The organism is Streptomyces liliifuscus (assembly GCF_016598615.1).
In the GTDB taxonomy this organism is placed as follows: domain Bacteria; phylum Actinomycetota; class Actinomycetes; order Streptomycetales; family Streptomycetaceae; genus Streptomyces; species Streptomyces liliifuscus.
Genome location: NZ_CP066831.1, coordinates 8,147,212 through 8,161,172, shown reverse-complemented (window position 1 = coordinate 8,161,172; position 13,961 = coordinate 8,147,212). Strand labels below are relative to the sequence as shown.

Annotated in this window: 10 protein-coding genes; 5 read left to right on the top strand and 5 right to left on the bottom strand. The window is 69.8% G+C overall.

Translation table 11 applies throughout. The features are described from left to right. Positions 1-263 precede the first annotated feature (263 nt). From tkt to pgl, 5 genes are read left to right on the top strand one after another with little or no spacing between them, the layout of a single operon-like run. Positions 264-2,351, top strand: a complete 2,088-nt coding sequence (gene tkt / locus JEQ17_RS35135) for a transketolase (protein ID WP_200399011.1) — start codon at positions 264-266, stop codon at positions 2,349-2,351. 34 nt (positions 2,352-2,385) lie between these two features. Further along, positions 2,386-3,504 (top strand): transaldolase, encoded by a 1,119-nt coding sequence (tal, locus tag JEQ17_RS35130; RefSeq protein WP_200399010.1) that lies wholly within the window; start codon positions 2,386-2,388, stop codon positions 3,502-3,504. 1 nt (position 3,505) lies between these two features. Then, the gene (zwf, locus tag JEQ17_RS35125; protein WP_407700168.1) at positions 3,506-5,032 is read left to right on the top strand and encodes a glucose-6-phosphate dehydrogenase; all 1,527 of its coding nucleotides are present in this window, start codon (positions 3,506-3,508) and stop codon (positions 5,030-5,032) included. Next, positions 5,029-6,180: a glucose-6-phosphate dehydrogenase assembly protein OpcA gene (opcA, locus tag JEQ17_RS35120; RefSeq protein WP_200399008.1), complete on the top strand. Its 1,152-nt coding sequence runs from the start codon at positions 5,029-5,031 to the stop codon at positions 6,178-6,180. The genes zwf and opcA overlap by 4 nt, the downstream gene beginning before the upstream one ends. Next, positions 6,180-6,962, top strand: coding sequence for a 6-phosphogluconolactonase (gene pgl, locus JEQ17_RS35115; RefSeq protein WP_200399007.1), 783 nt, complete (start codon positions 6,180-6,182; stop codon positions 6,960-6,962). Before opcA ends, pgl begins: the two co-directional genes overlap by 1 nt. A gap of 285 nt (positions 6,963-7,247) precedes the next feature. Here pgl and JEQ17_RS35110 read toward each other — a convergent pair whose 3' ends face one another. From JEQ17_RS35110 to JEQ17_RS35090, 5 genes are all read right to left on the bottom strand, one after another. Next, the gene (locus JEQ17_RS35110) at positions 7,248-8,087 is read right to left on the bottom strand and encodes a carbohydrate ABC transporter permease (protein ID WP_200399006.1); all 840 of its coding nucleotides are present in this window, start codon (positions 8,085-8,087) and stop codon (positions 7,248-7,250) included. Further along, positions 8,084-9,448: an ABC transporter permease subunit gene (locus tag JEQ17_RS35105; RefSeq protein WP_200399005.1), complete on the bottom strand. Its 1,365-nt coding sequence runs from the start codon at positions 9,446-9,448 to the stop codon at positions 8,084-8,086. The genes JEQ17_RS35110 and JEQ17_RS35105 overlap by 4 nt, the downstream gene beginning before the upstream one ends. A 5-nt stretch (positions 9,449-9,453) precedes the next feature. Beyond that, positions 9,454-10,779: an ABC transporter substrate-binding protein gene (locus tag JEQ17_RS35100; protein ID WP_200399004.1), complete on the bottom strand. Its 1,326-nt coding sequence runs from the start codon at positions 10,777-10,779 to the stop codon at positions 9,454-9,456. A 72-nt stretch (positions 10,780-10,851) separates the two neighbouring features. Then, positions 10,852-12,525 carry a glycoside hydrolase family 13 protein gene (locus JEQ17_RS35095; RefSeq protein ID WP_200399003.1) on the bottom strand — a complete coding sequence of 558 codons (1,674 nt, stop codon included), beginning with the start codon at positions 12,523-12,525 and terminating at the stop codon, positions 10,852-10,854. Positions 12,526-12,686: 161 nt separating this feature from the next. Beyond that, a complete protein-coding gene (locus tag JEQ17_RS35090; RefSeq protein WP_200399002.1) occupies positions 12,687-13,961 on the bottom strand; it encodes an ABC transporter substrate-binding protein in 1,275 nt (424 codons plus the stop codon).

The window sequence follows — 13,961 nt, the reverse complement described above, 5'->3', positions numbered from 1 at the left end:
CCTTCGCGGGGGTCGGGTCGTGTTGAAAGGCCCCCGCGCAGGACTGATCGGCAATGCGTTGAGCAGTCGGATGAGCGGCTCCGTATTCACTTGCCGAACACGGAACGCGCCGGTCGGGAGGCGGAAGAGGGAGAGTCCCGGCAGTCTGGAATGACTCGAAAAAATGCGCGTTCCTACGGGGGTAGGCTCGACAGCGAGCCGGTGGGCGCGACGTGCACCGGCATTCGACATGTGGAACATGTGGAGAGGAGCCCTGACCCAGGGTGAGCACCAAGCCGACCACAACAGACCTCGAGTGGACCGAATTGGACCAGCGGGCCGTCGACACCGCCCGCATCCTGGCCGCCGACGCCGTACAGAAGGTCGGCAACGGCCATCCGGGTACGGCGATGAGCCTGGCGCCCGCCGCCTACACCCTCTTTCAGAAGGTGATGCGGCACGACCCGGCGGACCCCGACTGGACCGGCCGCGACCGCTTCGTGCTGTCAGCCGGTCATTCGTCCCTGACCCTCTACACCCAGCTCTACCTGGCCGGCTTCGGTCTTGAGCTGGACGACCTGAAGTCGTTCAGGACGTGGGGCTCCCGCACCCCGGGCCACCCGGAGTACGGGCACACGCCCGGCGTGGAGACCACCACCGGGCCGCTCGGCCAGGGTGTCGCCAACGCGGTGGGCATGGCCATGGCCGCCCGCTACGAGCGTGGTCTGTTCGACCCGGAGGCGGCCCCCGGCTCCTCCCCGTTCGACCACTTCATCTACGCGATCGCCGGTGACGGCTGCCTCCAGGAGGGCATCTCCGCGGAGGCGTCCTCCATGGCCGGCCACCAGCAGCTGGGCAACCTGGTCCTGCTGTGGGACGACAACCACATCTCGATCGAGGGCGACACGGAGACTGCGGTCTCCGAGGACACGGTCAAGCGGTACGAGGCGTACGGCTGGCATGTGCAGCGCGTGGCCCCGAAGCCGGACGGCGACCTCGACCCGCACGCCCTCTACGACGCGATCGAGGCCGCGAAGCTGGTGACCGACAAGCCGTCGTTCATCGCGATGCGCTCGATCATCGCCTGGCCGGCCCCTAACGCGCAGAACACCGAGGCCGCGCACGGCTCGGCGCTCGGCGACGACGAGGTCGCGGCCACCAAGCGTGTGCTGGGCTTCGACCCGGAGCAGGCCTTCGAGGTCTCGGACGAGGTCATCACCCACACGCGCGCGCTGGGCGAGCGCGGCCGTCAGGCCAAGGCGGAGTGGGAGAAGTCGTTCCAGGAGTGGCGCAACGGCAACGCCGAGCGTGCCGCCGAGTTCGACCGCATCGCCGCGACCGAGCTGCCCACCGGCTGGGAGGAGAAGCTCCCGGTCTTCGAGGCGGGCAAGGGCGTCGCCACGCGTGCGGCCTCCGGCAAGGTCCTGCAGGCCCTCGGCGCGGTCATCCCCGAGCTGTGGGGCGGCTCGGCCGACCTCGCGGGCTCGAACAACACGACGATCGACAAGACCTCGTCGTTCCTCCCGGCGGACAACCCGCTGCCGGAGGCGAACCCGTACGGGCGCACGATCCACTTCGGTATCCGCGAGCACTCGATGGCCGCGGAGATGAACGGCATCGCGCTGCACGGCAACACCCGTATCTACGGCGGCACCTTCCTGGTGTTCTCCGACTACATGCGCAACGCGGTGCGCCTGTCCGCGCTGATGCACCTGCCGGTGACGTACGTGTGGACCCACGACTCCATCGGTCTCGGCGAGGACGGTCCGACGCACCAGCCGGTCGAGCACCTCGCCTCGCTGCGCGCCATTCCGGGCCTCAACGTCGTCCGTCCGGCGGACGCCAACGAGACCGCGATCGCCTGGCGCGAGATCCTCAGGCGCTACACCAAGGTCTTCGGCAAGGGTGCCCCGCACGGCCTCGCGCTGACCCGTCAGGGCGTGCCGACCTACGAGGCCAACGAGGATGCGGCCAAGGGTGGTTACGTGCTCTTCGAGGCGTCCACCGGCACCCCGGAGGTCGTTCTCATCGCGACCGGCTCCGAGGTGCACGTGGCCGTCGACGCGCGTGAGCAGCTGGAGGCCGCGGGCACCCCGACCAGGGTCGTGTCCATGCCTTCCGTGGAGTGGTTCGAGGAGCAGGACCAGGGGTACCGGGACAGCGTCCTGCCGCCGAACGTGAAGGCACGGGTCGCGGTCGAGGCCGGTATCGGTCTCACCTGGCACAAGTACGTGGGGGACGCCGGTCGCATCGTTTCCCTGGAGCACTTCGGTGCTTCGGCCGACGGCAAGGTGCTCTTCCAGGAGTTCGGCTTCACTGCCGAGAACGTGGCCGCCGTAGCGCGGGAATCGATCGCCGCAGCCCAGCGCTGACGCTGACATACGACACGTAGGAGATGCATTTTCCATGACAGACGCACTGAAGCGCCTCTCCGAGGAAGGCGTCGCGATCTGGCTGGACGACCTGTCGCGCAAGCGGATCACGTCCGGCAACCTCGCCGAACTGATCGACCAGCAGCACGTCGTGGGCGTCACCACCAACCCGTCGATCTTCCAGAAGGCGATCAGCAGCGGTGACGGTTACGAGCAGCAGCTCAGTGACCTCGCCGCCCGCAAGGTCACCGTCGAAGAGGCCATCCGCATGATCACGACGGCGGACGTCCGTGACGCCGCCGACATCCTGCGCCCGGTCTACGACTCCACGCAGGGCCAGGACGGCCGGGTCTCCATCGAGGTCGACCCGCGCCTGGCGCACAACACGCAGGCGACCGTCGCCGAGGCCAAGCAGCTGGCCTGGCTCGTCGACCGTCCGAACACGCTCATCAAGATCCCGGCGACCAAGGCGGGCCTGCCCGCGATCACCGAGACGATCGGCCGGGGCATCAGCGTCAACGTCACGCTGATCTTCTCGCTGGAGCGCTACCGCGAGGTCATGGACGCCTACCTCGCGGGCCTGGAGAAGGCCAAGGCCGCCGGGATCGACCTGTCCGGCATCCACTCCGTGGCGTCGTTCTTCGTGTCCCGCGTGGACACCGAGATCGACAAGCAGCTGGACGCCCTGGGCACCCCCGAGGCGAAGGCCGCCCGCGGCAAGGCGGGTCTCGCCAACGCGCGACTGGCCTACGAGGCGTACGAGGAGGTCTTCTCCTCGGACCGCTGGGCCGCGCTCGACAAGGCGCAGGCCAACAAGCAGCGTCCGCTGTGGGCCTCGACCGGCGTCAAGGACAAGGCCTACAAGGACACCCTGTACGTCGACGACCTGGTCGCGCCGAACACGGTGAACACCATGCCGGAGGCGACCCTGGCCGCCGCCGAGGACCACGGCAAGATCACCGGCAACACCATCGCCGGTACGTACGAGCAGTCCCGTGCCGAGCTCGACGCGGTCGAGAAGCTCGGGATCTCGTACGACGACGTGGTCCAGCTCCTGGAGGACGAGGGCGTCGAGAAGTTCGAGGCGTCCTGGAACGACCTGCTCAAGTCGACCGAGGCAGAGCTCGAGCGCCTCGCCCCCTCGGAGGGCTGAAATCTTGTCAAGCAGCAATCCGCTGCGTGACCCGGCGGACCGACGGCTCCCGCGTATCGCGGGGCCGTCGGGCCTCGTCATCTTCGGGGTCACGGGCGATTTGTCCCGTAAAAAGCTCATGCCTGCCGTTTATGACCTTGCCAACCGCGGTCTGCTGCCCCCGGGCTTCTCGCTCGTCGGCTTCGCCCGCCGCGAGTGGGCGAACGAGGACTTCGCCCAGGAGGTCCACGACTCCGTCAAGGAACACGCCCGCACACCGTTCCGTGAGGAGGTCTGGCAGCAGCTCGTCCAGGGGATGCGCTTCGTCCAGGGCACCTTCGACGACGACGACTCGTTCGAGCGGCTGCGCGAGACGATCGGCGAGCTGGACAAGGCGCAGGGCACGGGCGGCAACTTCGCCTTCTACCTCTCCGTGCCGCCGTCCGCGTTCCCGGTGGTCATCCGGCAGCTGAAGAAGCACGGCCTCGCCGACCAGACGAGCGGCTCCTGGCGGCGCGCGGTCATCGAGAAGCCCTTCGGCCACGACCTCAAGTCGGCCGAGGACCTCAACACGACCGTCGAGGAGGTCTTCGCCCCGGACCAGGTCTTCCGCATCGACCACTACCTCGGCAAGGAGACGGTCCAGAACATCCTGGCGCTGCGCTTCGCCAACCAGATGTTCGAGCCGATCTGGAACCGGTCCTTCGTGGACCACGTGCAGATCACGATGGCCGAGGACATCGGCATCGGCGGCCGCGCCGGCTACTACGACGGCATCGGCGCCGCCCGTGACGTCATCCAGAACCACCTGCTCCAGCTGATGGCCCTCACGGCCATGGAGGAGCCCGCCTCCTTCGACGCGGACGCGCTCGCCGCCGAGAAGACCAAGGTCCTCGGCGCGGTGAAGCTGCCCCGGGACCTGGGCGAGAACACGGTCCGCGGGCAGTACGCCGAGGGCTGGCAGGGCGGCGAGAAGGCCGTCGGCTACCTCCAGGAAGACGGCATCGACCCCAAGTCGAAGACCGACACGTACGCGGCGATCAAGGTGGAGGTGGACAACCGCCGCTGGGCGGGCGTTCCGTTCTACCTGCGGACCGGCAAGCGCCTGGGCCGCCGTGTCACCGAGATCGCGGTCGTGTTCCAGCGTGCACCGCACTCCCCCTTCGACCACACGGCGACGGAGGAGCTGGGCCAGAACGCGATCGTCTTCCGCGTCCAGCCCGACGAGGGCATCACGGTCCGCTTCGGCTCCAAGGTCCCCGGCACCTCCATGGAGATCCGGGACGTCTCGATGGACTTCGCGTACGGCGAGTCCTTCACGGAGTCGAGCCCGGAGGCGTACGAGCGTCTGATCCTGGACGTCCTCCTGGGCGACTCGAACCTCTTCCCGCGCACCGAGGAGGTCGAGCTGTCCTGGAAGATCCTCGACCCGATCGAGGAGTACTGGGACAAGCACGGCAAGCCCGCGCAGTACCCGTCCGGAACGTGGGGCCCCGTCGAGGCGGACGAAATGCTCAAGCGAGACGGACGGAGCTGGCGTCGCCCATGAAGATAGATCTCACGGACACCACGGCCAGCAAGATCAACAAGGCGCTGGTGAAGGGCCGCCGGGCCATCGGCACCCCAGCCGTCGGCATGGTCCTCACCCTCGTCATCGTCACCGACGAGGAGAACGCGTACGACGCCCTGCGCGCCGCCAACGACGCCTCGCGCGAGCACCCCTCGCGCACGCTCGTGGTGATCAAGCGCGTCTCGCGTTCTCCCCGCGACCGCACGAAGTCGCGTCTTGACGCCGAGGTGCGGGTCGGCGCGGACGCGGGCACCGGCGAGACGGTGGTCCTGCGGCTGTACGGCGAGGTCTCCGACCACGCCCAGTCCGTCGTCCTGCCGCTGCTGCTGCCGGACGCGCCGGTGGTGGTCTGGTGGTCGGTGGACGCCCCGCGCGATCCGGCGGGCGACCCGCTGGGCGCCCTGGGCCAGCGCCGGGTCACCGACAGCTACGCGGCCGAGAAGCCCGTCGAGGAGCTGCGGTCCCGGGCCGAGAGCTACGAGCCGGGCGACACCGATCTGGCCTGGGCCCGGATCACCCCGTGGCGCTCGATGCTGGCCGCCGCCCTCGACCAGATCGAGTGCGAGGTCGTCTCCGTCGAGGTGGCGGGCGAGGAGGCCAACCCGAGCGTCGAGCTGCTCGCCATGTGGCTCGCCGACCGCCTCCACGTGCACGTCCGGCGGGCCGTCTCCGCCGGTCCCGGTCTGACCCAGGTGCGGCTGGAGACCACCGGCGGCCCCATCACGCTGCACCGGTCGGACGGGGCGATGGCCACGCTGGCGCTGCCCGGCCAGCCGGACCGCGCGGTGGCACTCAAGCGGCGTGAGACGTCCGAGCTGCTCGCGGAGGAGCTGCGCAGGCTCGATCCGGACGACACATACGCCTCCGCGCTGCGGTTCGGGGTGGACCGGCTGGGCGGGATCCCGTCGGCCACGCAGCGGGCCGAGGCGTCCGCGCGCGGCCCGGAGTCGCTCCCGGTCCGGCAGAAGGTGCCGGACTCGGAGGCGTCGGCGGACCCCGCGAAGACGTCCGCACTGGCACTGCCCGCCTCCCCGGCCGGCTCCTCGGCGGGCTCCTCTGCGGGCGACAGCGACGCCGGCCGTCCGACTCCGGCCCAGATGCCCCCGGTCAAGAAGGCGGACTCGTAGTGAGCACTCCCCAGTTGGTCGTCCACCGTGACAAGGAACTGATGGCCCAGGCCGCCGCGGCCCGGCTCATCACGAAGGTCGTGGACGCACAGGCCTCGCGCGGTTACGCCTCGGTCGTGCTGACCGGTGGCCGCAACGGCAACGGGCTCCTCGCGGCGCTCGCGGCCGCGCCCGCCCGGGACGCCATCGACTGGGGGCGGCTCGAACTGTGGTGGGGCGACGAGCGGTTCCTGCCCGAGGGCGACCCCGAGCGCAATGTCACCCAGGCCCGTGAGGCACTGCTCGACTCGGTGCCGCTGGATCCCAAGCGCGTGCATGCCATGCCCGCGTCGGACGGGCCCTACGGCAAGGACGCGGACGCGGCGGCGGAGGCCTACGCGGCCGAACTCGCCGTGGCCGCCGGGCCGGAGAACCACGGTCCGGTTCCGTCCTTCGACGTGCTGATGCTCGGCGTCGGTCCGGACACGCATGTGGCGTCCCTCTTCCCCGAACTGCCGGCCGTCCGTGAGACGGAGCGGACTGTGGTGGGGGTCCATGGGGCCCCCAAGCCGCCGCCTACCCGTGTCACTCTCACGCTGCCTGCGATTCGGGCTGCGCGGGAGGTGTGGTTGCTGGCGGCGGGTTCGGACAAGGCGCAGGCTGCGGCGATCGCGCTCTCGGGCGCCGGCGAGATCCAGGCGCCGGCCGCGGGCGCCCGCGGCCGGTCACGCACCCTGTGGCTGCTGGACTCCGCCGCGGCGTCCCAACTCCCGCGCTCGCTGTATCCACCGGCTTCACCCTGACGGACGGCAGGGGCGGCGGGGGCCTTTTTTCGCCCCCGCCGCCCCTACCCATTCCCGTCCCTTTCTGGGGCTCCGCCCCAGGCCCCGTTCGGAGCGATTTCGGGTGCGGGTGGGTGGGGGCTGGTCGCGCAGTTCCCGCGCCCCTAGGTACCTGGGTACCTAGGGGCGCGGGGAACTGCGCAATCTTTTGGTCCTTTGGGGGTTCGGGGGCGTAGCCCCTGAGTCAGGGACGGGAATGGGTAGGGGCGGCGGGGGCGAAAACCCGTCGGCGGCCCCCACCGGCGGTCACTTCACAGACCCCGCCATAACCCCCTGCACAAAGTGCCGCTGGAAGGCGAAGAAGACAACCACCGGCACCACCAGCGACAGAAACGCCCCAGGCGCGAGCACATCGATGTTGCTGCCGAACTGCCGGATCTGCGACTGGAGTTCAACCGTCAACGGCTGCGAAGAACTGTCGGCGAACAACAACGCGACCAGCATGTCGTTCCAGACCCACAGGAACTGGAAGATGGCAAGACTGGCGATGGCGGGCCGCCCAACAGGCAGCACGAGCCGCGTGAAGATCCGCCACTCCCCGCCCCCGTCCATCCGAGCCGCCTCCAGCATCTCCTTGGGCATCTCCGCGAAGTAGTTCCGCAGCAGGAAGATCGCGAACGGCAGCCCGTACGAGACGTGGAACAACACGACTCCGGGAATCGTGCCGAACAGCCCCATCTGCCCGAAGAGTTTGGCCACCGGCAGCAACCCGATCTGCACGGGCACCACCAACAGCGCGACCACCAGGAGGAAAAGGGGATCACGGCCGGGGAAGTCCAGCCACGCGAAGGCATACCCGGCGAGCGCGGCGATGACGACGACAAGGACTGTCGTCGGCACCGAGATCAGCACCGTGTTCCAGAACGCCTGAGTCATCCCCGAATTGCCCAGCAGCGCCGAGTAGTTGTCGAAGGAGAGCTGCGCGGGAGAGGCCAGCGCGGTCCACCAGCCACCCGTCGCGGTCTCCTGGGCGGACCGCAGCGAGGACAGGAACAGCCCGGCGAGCGGAGTGAGCCATATCAGGCCGACCAGCACCAGGAACGCCTGCACGAGGCTGCTCGCGAGCCCCCGCCTGATCGCGTTCATCGCTGACTCCCTCGGAAACGGCGGACGTTGAAGACCATGGCGGGGATCACCAGAAGCAGGAGCAGCACGCCCAGCGCACTGCCCAGGCCCTGGTTGTTGCCGCCGCCGAAGGACACCAGCCACATCTGGGTGGCGAGCACGGTGGCGTCCTCCTGCACCGGGCCGGGCGCGATGATGTAGACGAGGTCGAAGACCTTCATCACGTTGATCACCAGGGTCACGAAGACCACGGTGAGGACGGGCCCGAGCAGCGGCACGGTGATCCGGCGGAAGATCTGCCACTCGTTGGCGCCGTCCATCCGGGCCGCCTCCAGCGCGTCACGCGGCAGGGCGGCGAGCCCGGCCCCGATCAGCACCATGGCGAAGCCGGTCCAGATCCACAGGTACGCGCCGATGATGGCGGGCGTGACGAGCGCGGGGCCGAGCCAGGAGACGCCCTCGTACGGCGGGGCGAAGTTCGACGCGGGCAGCCGCACGGTGTACGAGCCCGGATCGAGGCCCTGGAAGCGGAAGGAGCCGTCGGCCGCGGTCGTGCCGCTCGCCACGGTCTTCCCGTCGCGCACCGCCTCGACCTTCATCTCCGGCAGCCCGCTCTCGGCCTTGTCGACCTTGCCCTGCTCCCCTCCCCCGCCCCGTGTGAAGTCCAGGTAGACGACGCCGCGCAGTTCGTCGGCCGACGCCTTCCCGGTCGACGCCGGATACGCGGGTCGCGCGCTCCCCGGCAGGTCCTCGGCGCGTACGCCCACCAGGCCGAGCCCGACGGTGTCGCCGGGCGACGCCGTGGCCGTCGTACCGTACGAGCCGTCGGCGGCCTTGGTCAGTCCCTGGCCGTCACGGGCCCGGGCGTTCGGGTACGACGACGCGTCCTTGAAGGCGTCGTGCACGGAGACGGCGGCGGCGTTCAGGACGCCCTTCTCGGGGTCCTCGTCGTACGCGAGCCGGAAGATGATGCCCGCGGCGAGGAAGGAGACGGCCATCGGCATGAACAGCAGGAGTTTGAACGCCGTCGCCCAGCGGATCTTCTCCACCAGGACGGCGAGGACGAGGCCGAGACCGGTGAGCAGTGTCGGTGCGACGACGACCCAGATGGCCGTGTTCCGGACGGCCTTGAGCGTGGCGGGGTCGCGGAACATCTCGGTGTAGTTGTCGCCGCCCACGAACCGGTTGCCGGAGGCGTCGAAGAAGCTGCGGCCCACGGAGAACAGCACGGGGTAGACGACGAGCGCGCCGAGCAGGAGCAGGGCGGGGAAGACGAACGCGAGGGCGATGATCCGGGCCCGGCGCCGGGCGCGCCGCCTGCGGTCGCGGTCCGCCGGGGCGGTGGGCGGCGGACTCGCCTCTTTGAGGAGCGTGGCGGTCACGGCGATCAGCCCTTGTACGCCTTGGCCGCCGCCTGCTCCAGCGCGGCAGCGGTCTTCTTCGGGTCGGACGGGTCGCGCAGGAAGTCCTGGAGGAGCTTCCACTCGCCGGCGCCCTTTGTGCCGCCGAACGCGGCCGGGGCCTGGTCCGACATGTCGAAGCGGACCGAGTCCCCGGCGTCCACCAGGGACTTGGCGGTCTCGCGGGTGATGTCGTCGCCGTAGGAGGCGAGGTCGAGCTTCTTGTTCGGTGAGAGGAAGCCGCCGACCTCGGCCCAGACGGCGGAGGCCTCGGGGGTCGCGAGGTACTCCAGGAACTCCATGGCGGCCTTCTGGCTCTTGCCGTCCTTGAGGACGACGGCCGCGTCGCCGCCGCTGACCACGGGTGCCTTGCCGGTGCCGACCGCGGGGAAGGGGAAGAAGTCCGCGTCCTCGCCGATCTTCCTGCCGAACTGGTCCTTGGCGACACCGGCCACGAAGTCGCCCTCGTAGACCATGCCCGCCGAGGGCTCGGGCCCGAAGACCTTCTCGACGGAGCCGGGGAAGTCGGTGTTCAGCGCGCCCTTCTGGCCGCCGGCCAGCAGCTCCTTGTCCTTGAAGAGCTTGCCGAGGGTGGTGAGGGCCTCGACCACGGTCGGGTCGGTCCACTTGATCTTGTGGGCGGCCAGGGCGTCGTACTTCTCGGGTCCTGCCTGCGAGAGGTAGACGTTCTCGAACCAGTCGGTGAGTGTCCAGCCGTCCTGTCCGGCGACGGAGAAGGCCGCGAGGCCCGACTCCGAGACGGTCCGCCCTGCCTCCAGCATGGCGTCGTACGTCGTCGGCGTCTCGACGCCCGCTTCGTCGAGGGCGTCGGGGCTGTACCAGACGGTCGACTTGTGGGCGGCCTTGAAGTAGAGGCCGTACAGGGTGCCGTCGACGCTGCCGTAGTTCTTCCACACGTTCGCGTAGTTGCCGTCGACGGACTTCTGAGCCGTCTTGGAGAGCGGCTTGAGCCAGCCCTCCTTCGCGAACTGCTGGAGCACGCCGACCTGCGGGACCATCACCACGTCGGGGGCGTTGCCGCCCTCGATCTTGCTGCCGACGACCGTGGAGACGTTGTCACCGGTGGAGGTGAACTGGGTCTTGGCGCCGGTCTTCTCGGTGAACGCGTCCAGGACCTTCTGGAAGTTCTTCTGCTCGCTGCCGGACCAGACACCGGCCACGTTGATCGTCTGGCCGCTGAGCGGCTTGTCGCCACCGCCTGCGGAGACGTCGCCGCCTCCGCAGGCGGTGGCACCGAGGGACAGGGCGAGGGCTATGCAGCTCGTGAGCAGGGTCGTACGTCGTCGCATCATCGTTGATGTTCCTTCGGGCGCAGGGGAATTGACGGGCGGTCGGCCGAGATGGGTGGTGCGGGAGTCGGCCGCTCAGGGGTTGGTGCAGTCGCTGATCCACCAGGCGGCCGTCGAGCCGGGCAGGACGCCGGGCGCGCAGGGGCCGCTGGACAACAGGGGGGTGCCGGAGACCGGCGCGGGCGTCGGCGCCGTACCGAAGTTGACGGCGCAGACCAGGCCGTCGCCGCGGACGAAGGCGAGGACGCCGGGCTGGGTGTCCAGCCAGCGCAGCGCGCCCTCACCCAACTGGGGCAGTCCGGCGCGCAGTTGGAGTCCGTCGCGGTAGAGGTGCCAGAAGGAATGGGTGTCGGCGAGGGCGCGGTCGGTGGCGTACTCGGCGAAGTAGGCGGGCTGCGGCAGCCACGGCTTGGCGCTCTCGGCGCCGGAGGTGAAGCCGAACGGTGAGGCGTGCCCCGACCAGGGCAGCGGCACCCGGCAGCCGTCGCGGATCCGGGCGCGGCTGCCGGTGCGGCGGAAGATCGGGTCGGTGAGCACGTCGTCGGGCAGATCGACGACCTCGGGCAGCCCGAGCTCCTCGCCCTGGTAGATGTACGCGGCTCCGGGCAGCGCCAGCATCAGCAGTGCGGCGGCTCGGGCGCGGGCGGCGCCCAGGCCGCTGCCCTCGGTGCCCAGTTCGCCGTAGCGGGTGACCGTGCGGACCTGGTCGTGGTTGTTGAGGACCCAGGTGACCGTCGAGCCGGTGCCCGCGATGTCCTGCATGGCGTGGGAGATGACCTTGCGGAAGGCGTCCGCGTTCCAGGGCGCGCTGAGCAGGTCGAAGAAGAAGGCCTGGTGCAGCTCGTCGTGGCGTACGTACAGGGCGTGTTCGCGGGCGGTCGGCACGGAGACCTCGCCGACGAGCAGCCGCTCCTGGCCGTCGCGGGCGGTGTACTCCTCGCACACCGAGCGCCAGTGCCGCCAGACGTCGTGCACCTCGGGCTGGTTCCAGGCGAGCGGGTTGACCGAGTCGCGGGTGCGGGCGTCGGCCTCGGGGTCGGGCGCGTCCGGCAGCTCGGGGTGCTTGTAGAGGCCGGCGGCGACGTCGATGCGGAAGCCGTCGACGCCCCGGTCGAGCCAGAAGCGCAGGGCGTGGTCGAAGTGGGCGCCGACCTCGGGGTTGCGCCAGTTCAGATCGGGCTGCTCGGGCGTGAACATGTGCAGGTACCACTGGCCGGGGGTGCCGTCCTGCTCGGTGACCCGGCTCCAGGCGGGGCCGCCGAACATGGAGTGCCAGTTGTTGGGCGGCTCGGAGCCGTCCGGGCCGCGGCCGTCGGCGAAGTGGAAGCGGGCCCGGGTCTCACTGCCCGGTGCCGCAACCAGTGCCTCCTGGAACCACGGGTGCTCCTCCGAGCAGTGGTTCGGGACGATGTCCAGGAGCACCTTGATGCCGAGCCGCCGGGCGTCCGTCATCAGCAGGTCGAACTCGCTGAGATCGCCGAAGACCGGGTCGACGTCGCAGTAGTCGGCCACGTCGTAGCCGTGGTCGTGCTGCGGCGAGGGGTAGAAGGGGCTGAGCCAGACGCCGTCGACGCCCAGCTTCTTCAGATACGGCAGTCCGGCCCTGACCCCGGCGAGATCGCCGATGCCGTCGCCGGTGCTGTCCAGAAAACTCCGGACGTAGACCTGGTAGATCACTGCGTCGCGCCACCAGCGGTGCATGTCGATCGTCACCCGTTGACCTGTCTGTGCGTGCCTCCGGTTATGCATGCATGTTAAGTAGCCGTGTCGCGCAGGTGTCAACGAGTAGGCGGAGAGTCCCGAGAAGTTGGGATTTTATATGAGGATATTTCTATCCACCGAGACCGAAGGTGAGACGTGCGCGTTACCTAACAAGTAACTAGGATCCGTCGAGCGTGCCGGGAGAGGGCTCAGCCCCGGCGGGAGATGTCCGCCAGCTCGCGGGCGAGGCGTCGCACCGCGGCCTCGGGCGTCTGGCGCCCGGTCATCGCGTCCTGCACCACGGCCTGCACGGCCAGGCTGACCTGGTCGTAGCGCGGGCTCTTGGGACGCGGCGCCGCCGCCGCGACGCTCGCGCGGAGCGTCGGCAGGTACGGGAACCGCCGGATCAGCTCCGGGTCCCGGTAGAGGGCGGCCCGCACGGGCGGCAGCGCGCCCTTGGTGAGGACCTGCCGCTGCACCCGTTCGCTCGTCAGGTACGTGATGAGGCGTGCGGCGGAGTCGGGGTGGCGGGCATGCGCGCTGACCGCGAGGTTGGAGCCGCCGAGCACACTCGCGCCCGGCCCGTCGGGCCCGGGCAGCGGCACCGCGCCGATCTTCCCGGCGACCGCCGAGCCCTCGGCGGAGGCGCCGACATAGGCGTACGGCCAGTTGCGCAGGAAGAGGAGCCGACCGTCCTGGAAGGCCTGCTTGGACTCCTCCTCCTTGTACGTCAGCGCCTTCCTGGGGATCCAGCCGTCCCGCACGCCGCGGGCGAGGAAGCCGATGCCCTCGCGGGCGGCCGCCGAGTCGACGGTGACGCGCTCGCCCTCGTCGCCGAGGATCGTGCCGCCCGCCGAGTAGACCGCCTCGGCCGCGTTCACCGTGAGCCCCTCATAGGGCAGGAACTGGCCCGCGTAACCGTCGAGTCCGTACTTCGGGGCGATGTCCTTCGCCTGTTTCTCCAGCTCGGCCCAGGTGCGCGGGGGCTCGACGCCCTCCTTGTCGAGGATGTCCTTGCGGTAGAGGAGCAGTCCCGCGTTGGTGACGTACGGGACCGCGTACAGCCGTCCGTCGTACGTCGCCGTGTCCTCGACCTGCGGCAGGAAGCCGTCGAGCGGGAAGCGGTCCCGGGACAGCGGGGAGATCCAGCCGGCGGCGGCGAACTCCGAGGTCCAGGCGACATCGATGTTCAGGATGTCGAAGCGGTTCCGGTCACCGCCGCGCAGATCGGTGGTCATCTGCGCCCGGGTCTCGTCGGCGGAGTCCGGGAGCTCGACGAGCGTGACCTTCTCGCCGGGATGGGTACGGTTCCAGCCGTCCAGCAGCGGCCCCAGATAGCTGGTGAGATCCCCTGCGGTGGCCAGCGTGAGCGGACCCCGGCCGCCGCCGCGCGCTCCGTCGGCCTGTGCGCCCGAGGCGACGTAACCGGTCAGAACCACCGCCGCGACCAGGAGTCCCCTACCCGCGGCACGTATCCACCGCAT

Excerpts from the sequence above, each read along its gene's own strand:
- JEQ17_RS35100 (WP_200399004.1), bottom strand. The coding sequence starts at position 10,779 with ATGATGCGACGACGTACGACCCTGCTCACGAGCTGCATAGCCCTCGCC.
- JEQ17_RS35095 (WP_200399003.1), bottom strand. The coding sequence starts at position 12,525 with ATGCATAACCGGAGGCACGCACAGACAGGTCAACGGGTGACGATCGAC.
- tal (WP_200399010.1), top strand. The coding sequence starts at position 2,386 with ATGACAGACGCACTGAAGCGCCTCTCCGAGGAAGGCGTCGCGATCTGG.
- JEQ17_RS35090 (WP_200399002.1), bottom strand. The coding sequence starts at position 13,961 with ATGCGGTGGATACGTGCCGCGGGTAGGGGACTCCTGGTCGCGGCGGTG.
- opcA (WP_200399008.1), top strand. The coding sequence starts at position 5,029 with ATGAAGATAGATCTCACGGACACCACGGCCAGCAAGATCAACAAGGCG.
- JEQ17_RS35110 (WP_200399006.1), bottom strand. The coding sequence starts at position 8,087 with ATGAACGCGATCAGGCGGGGGCTCGCGAGCAGCCTCGTGCAGGCGTTC.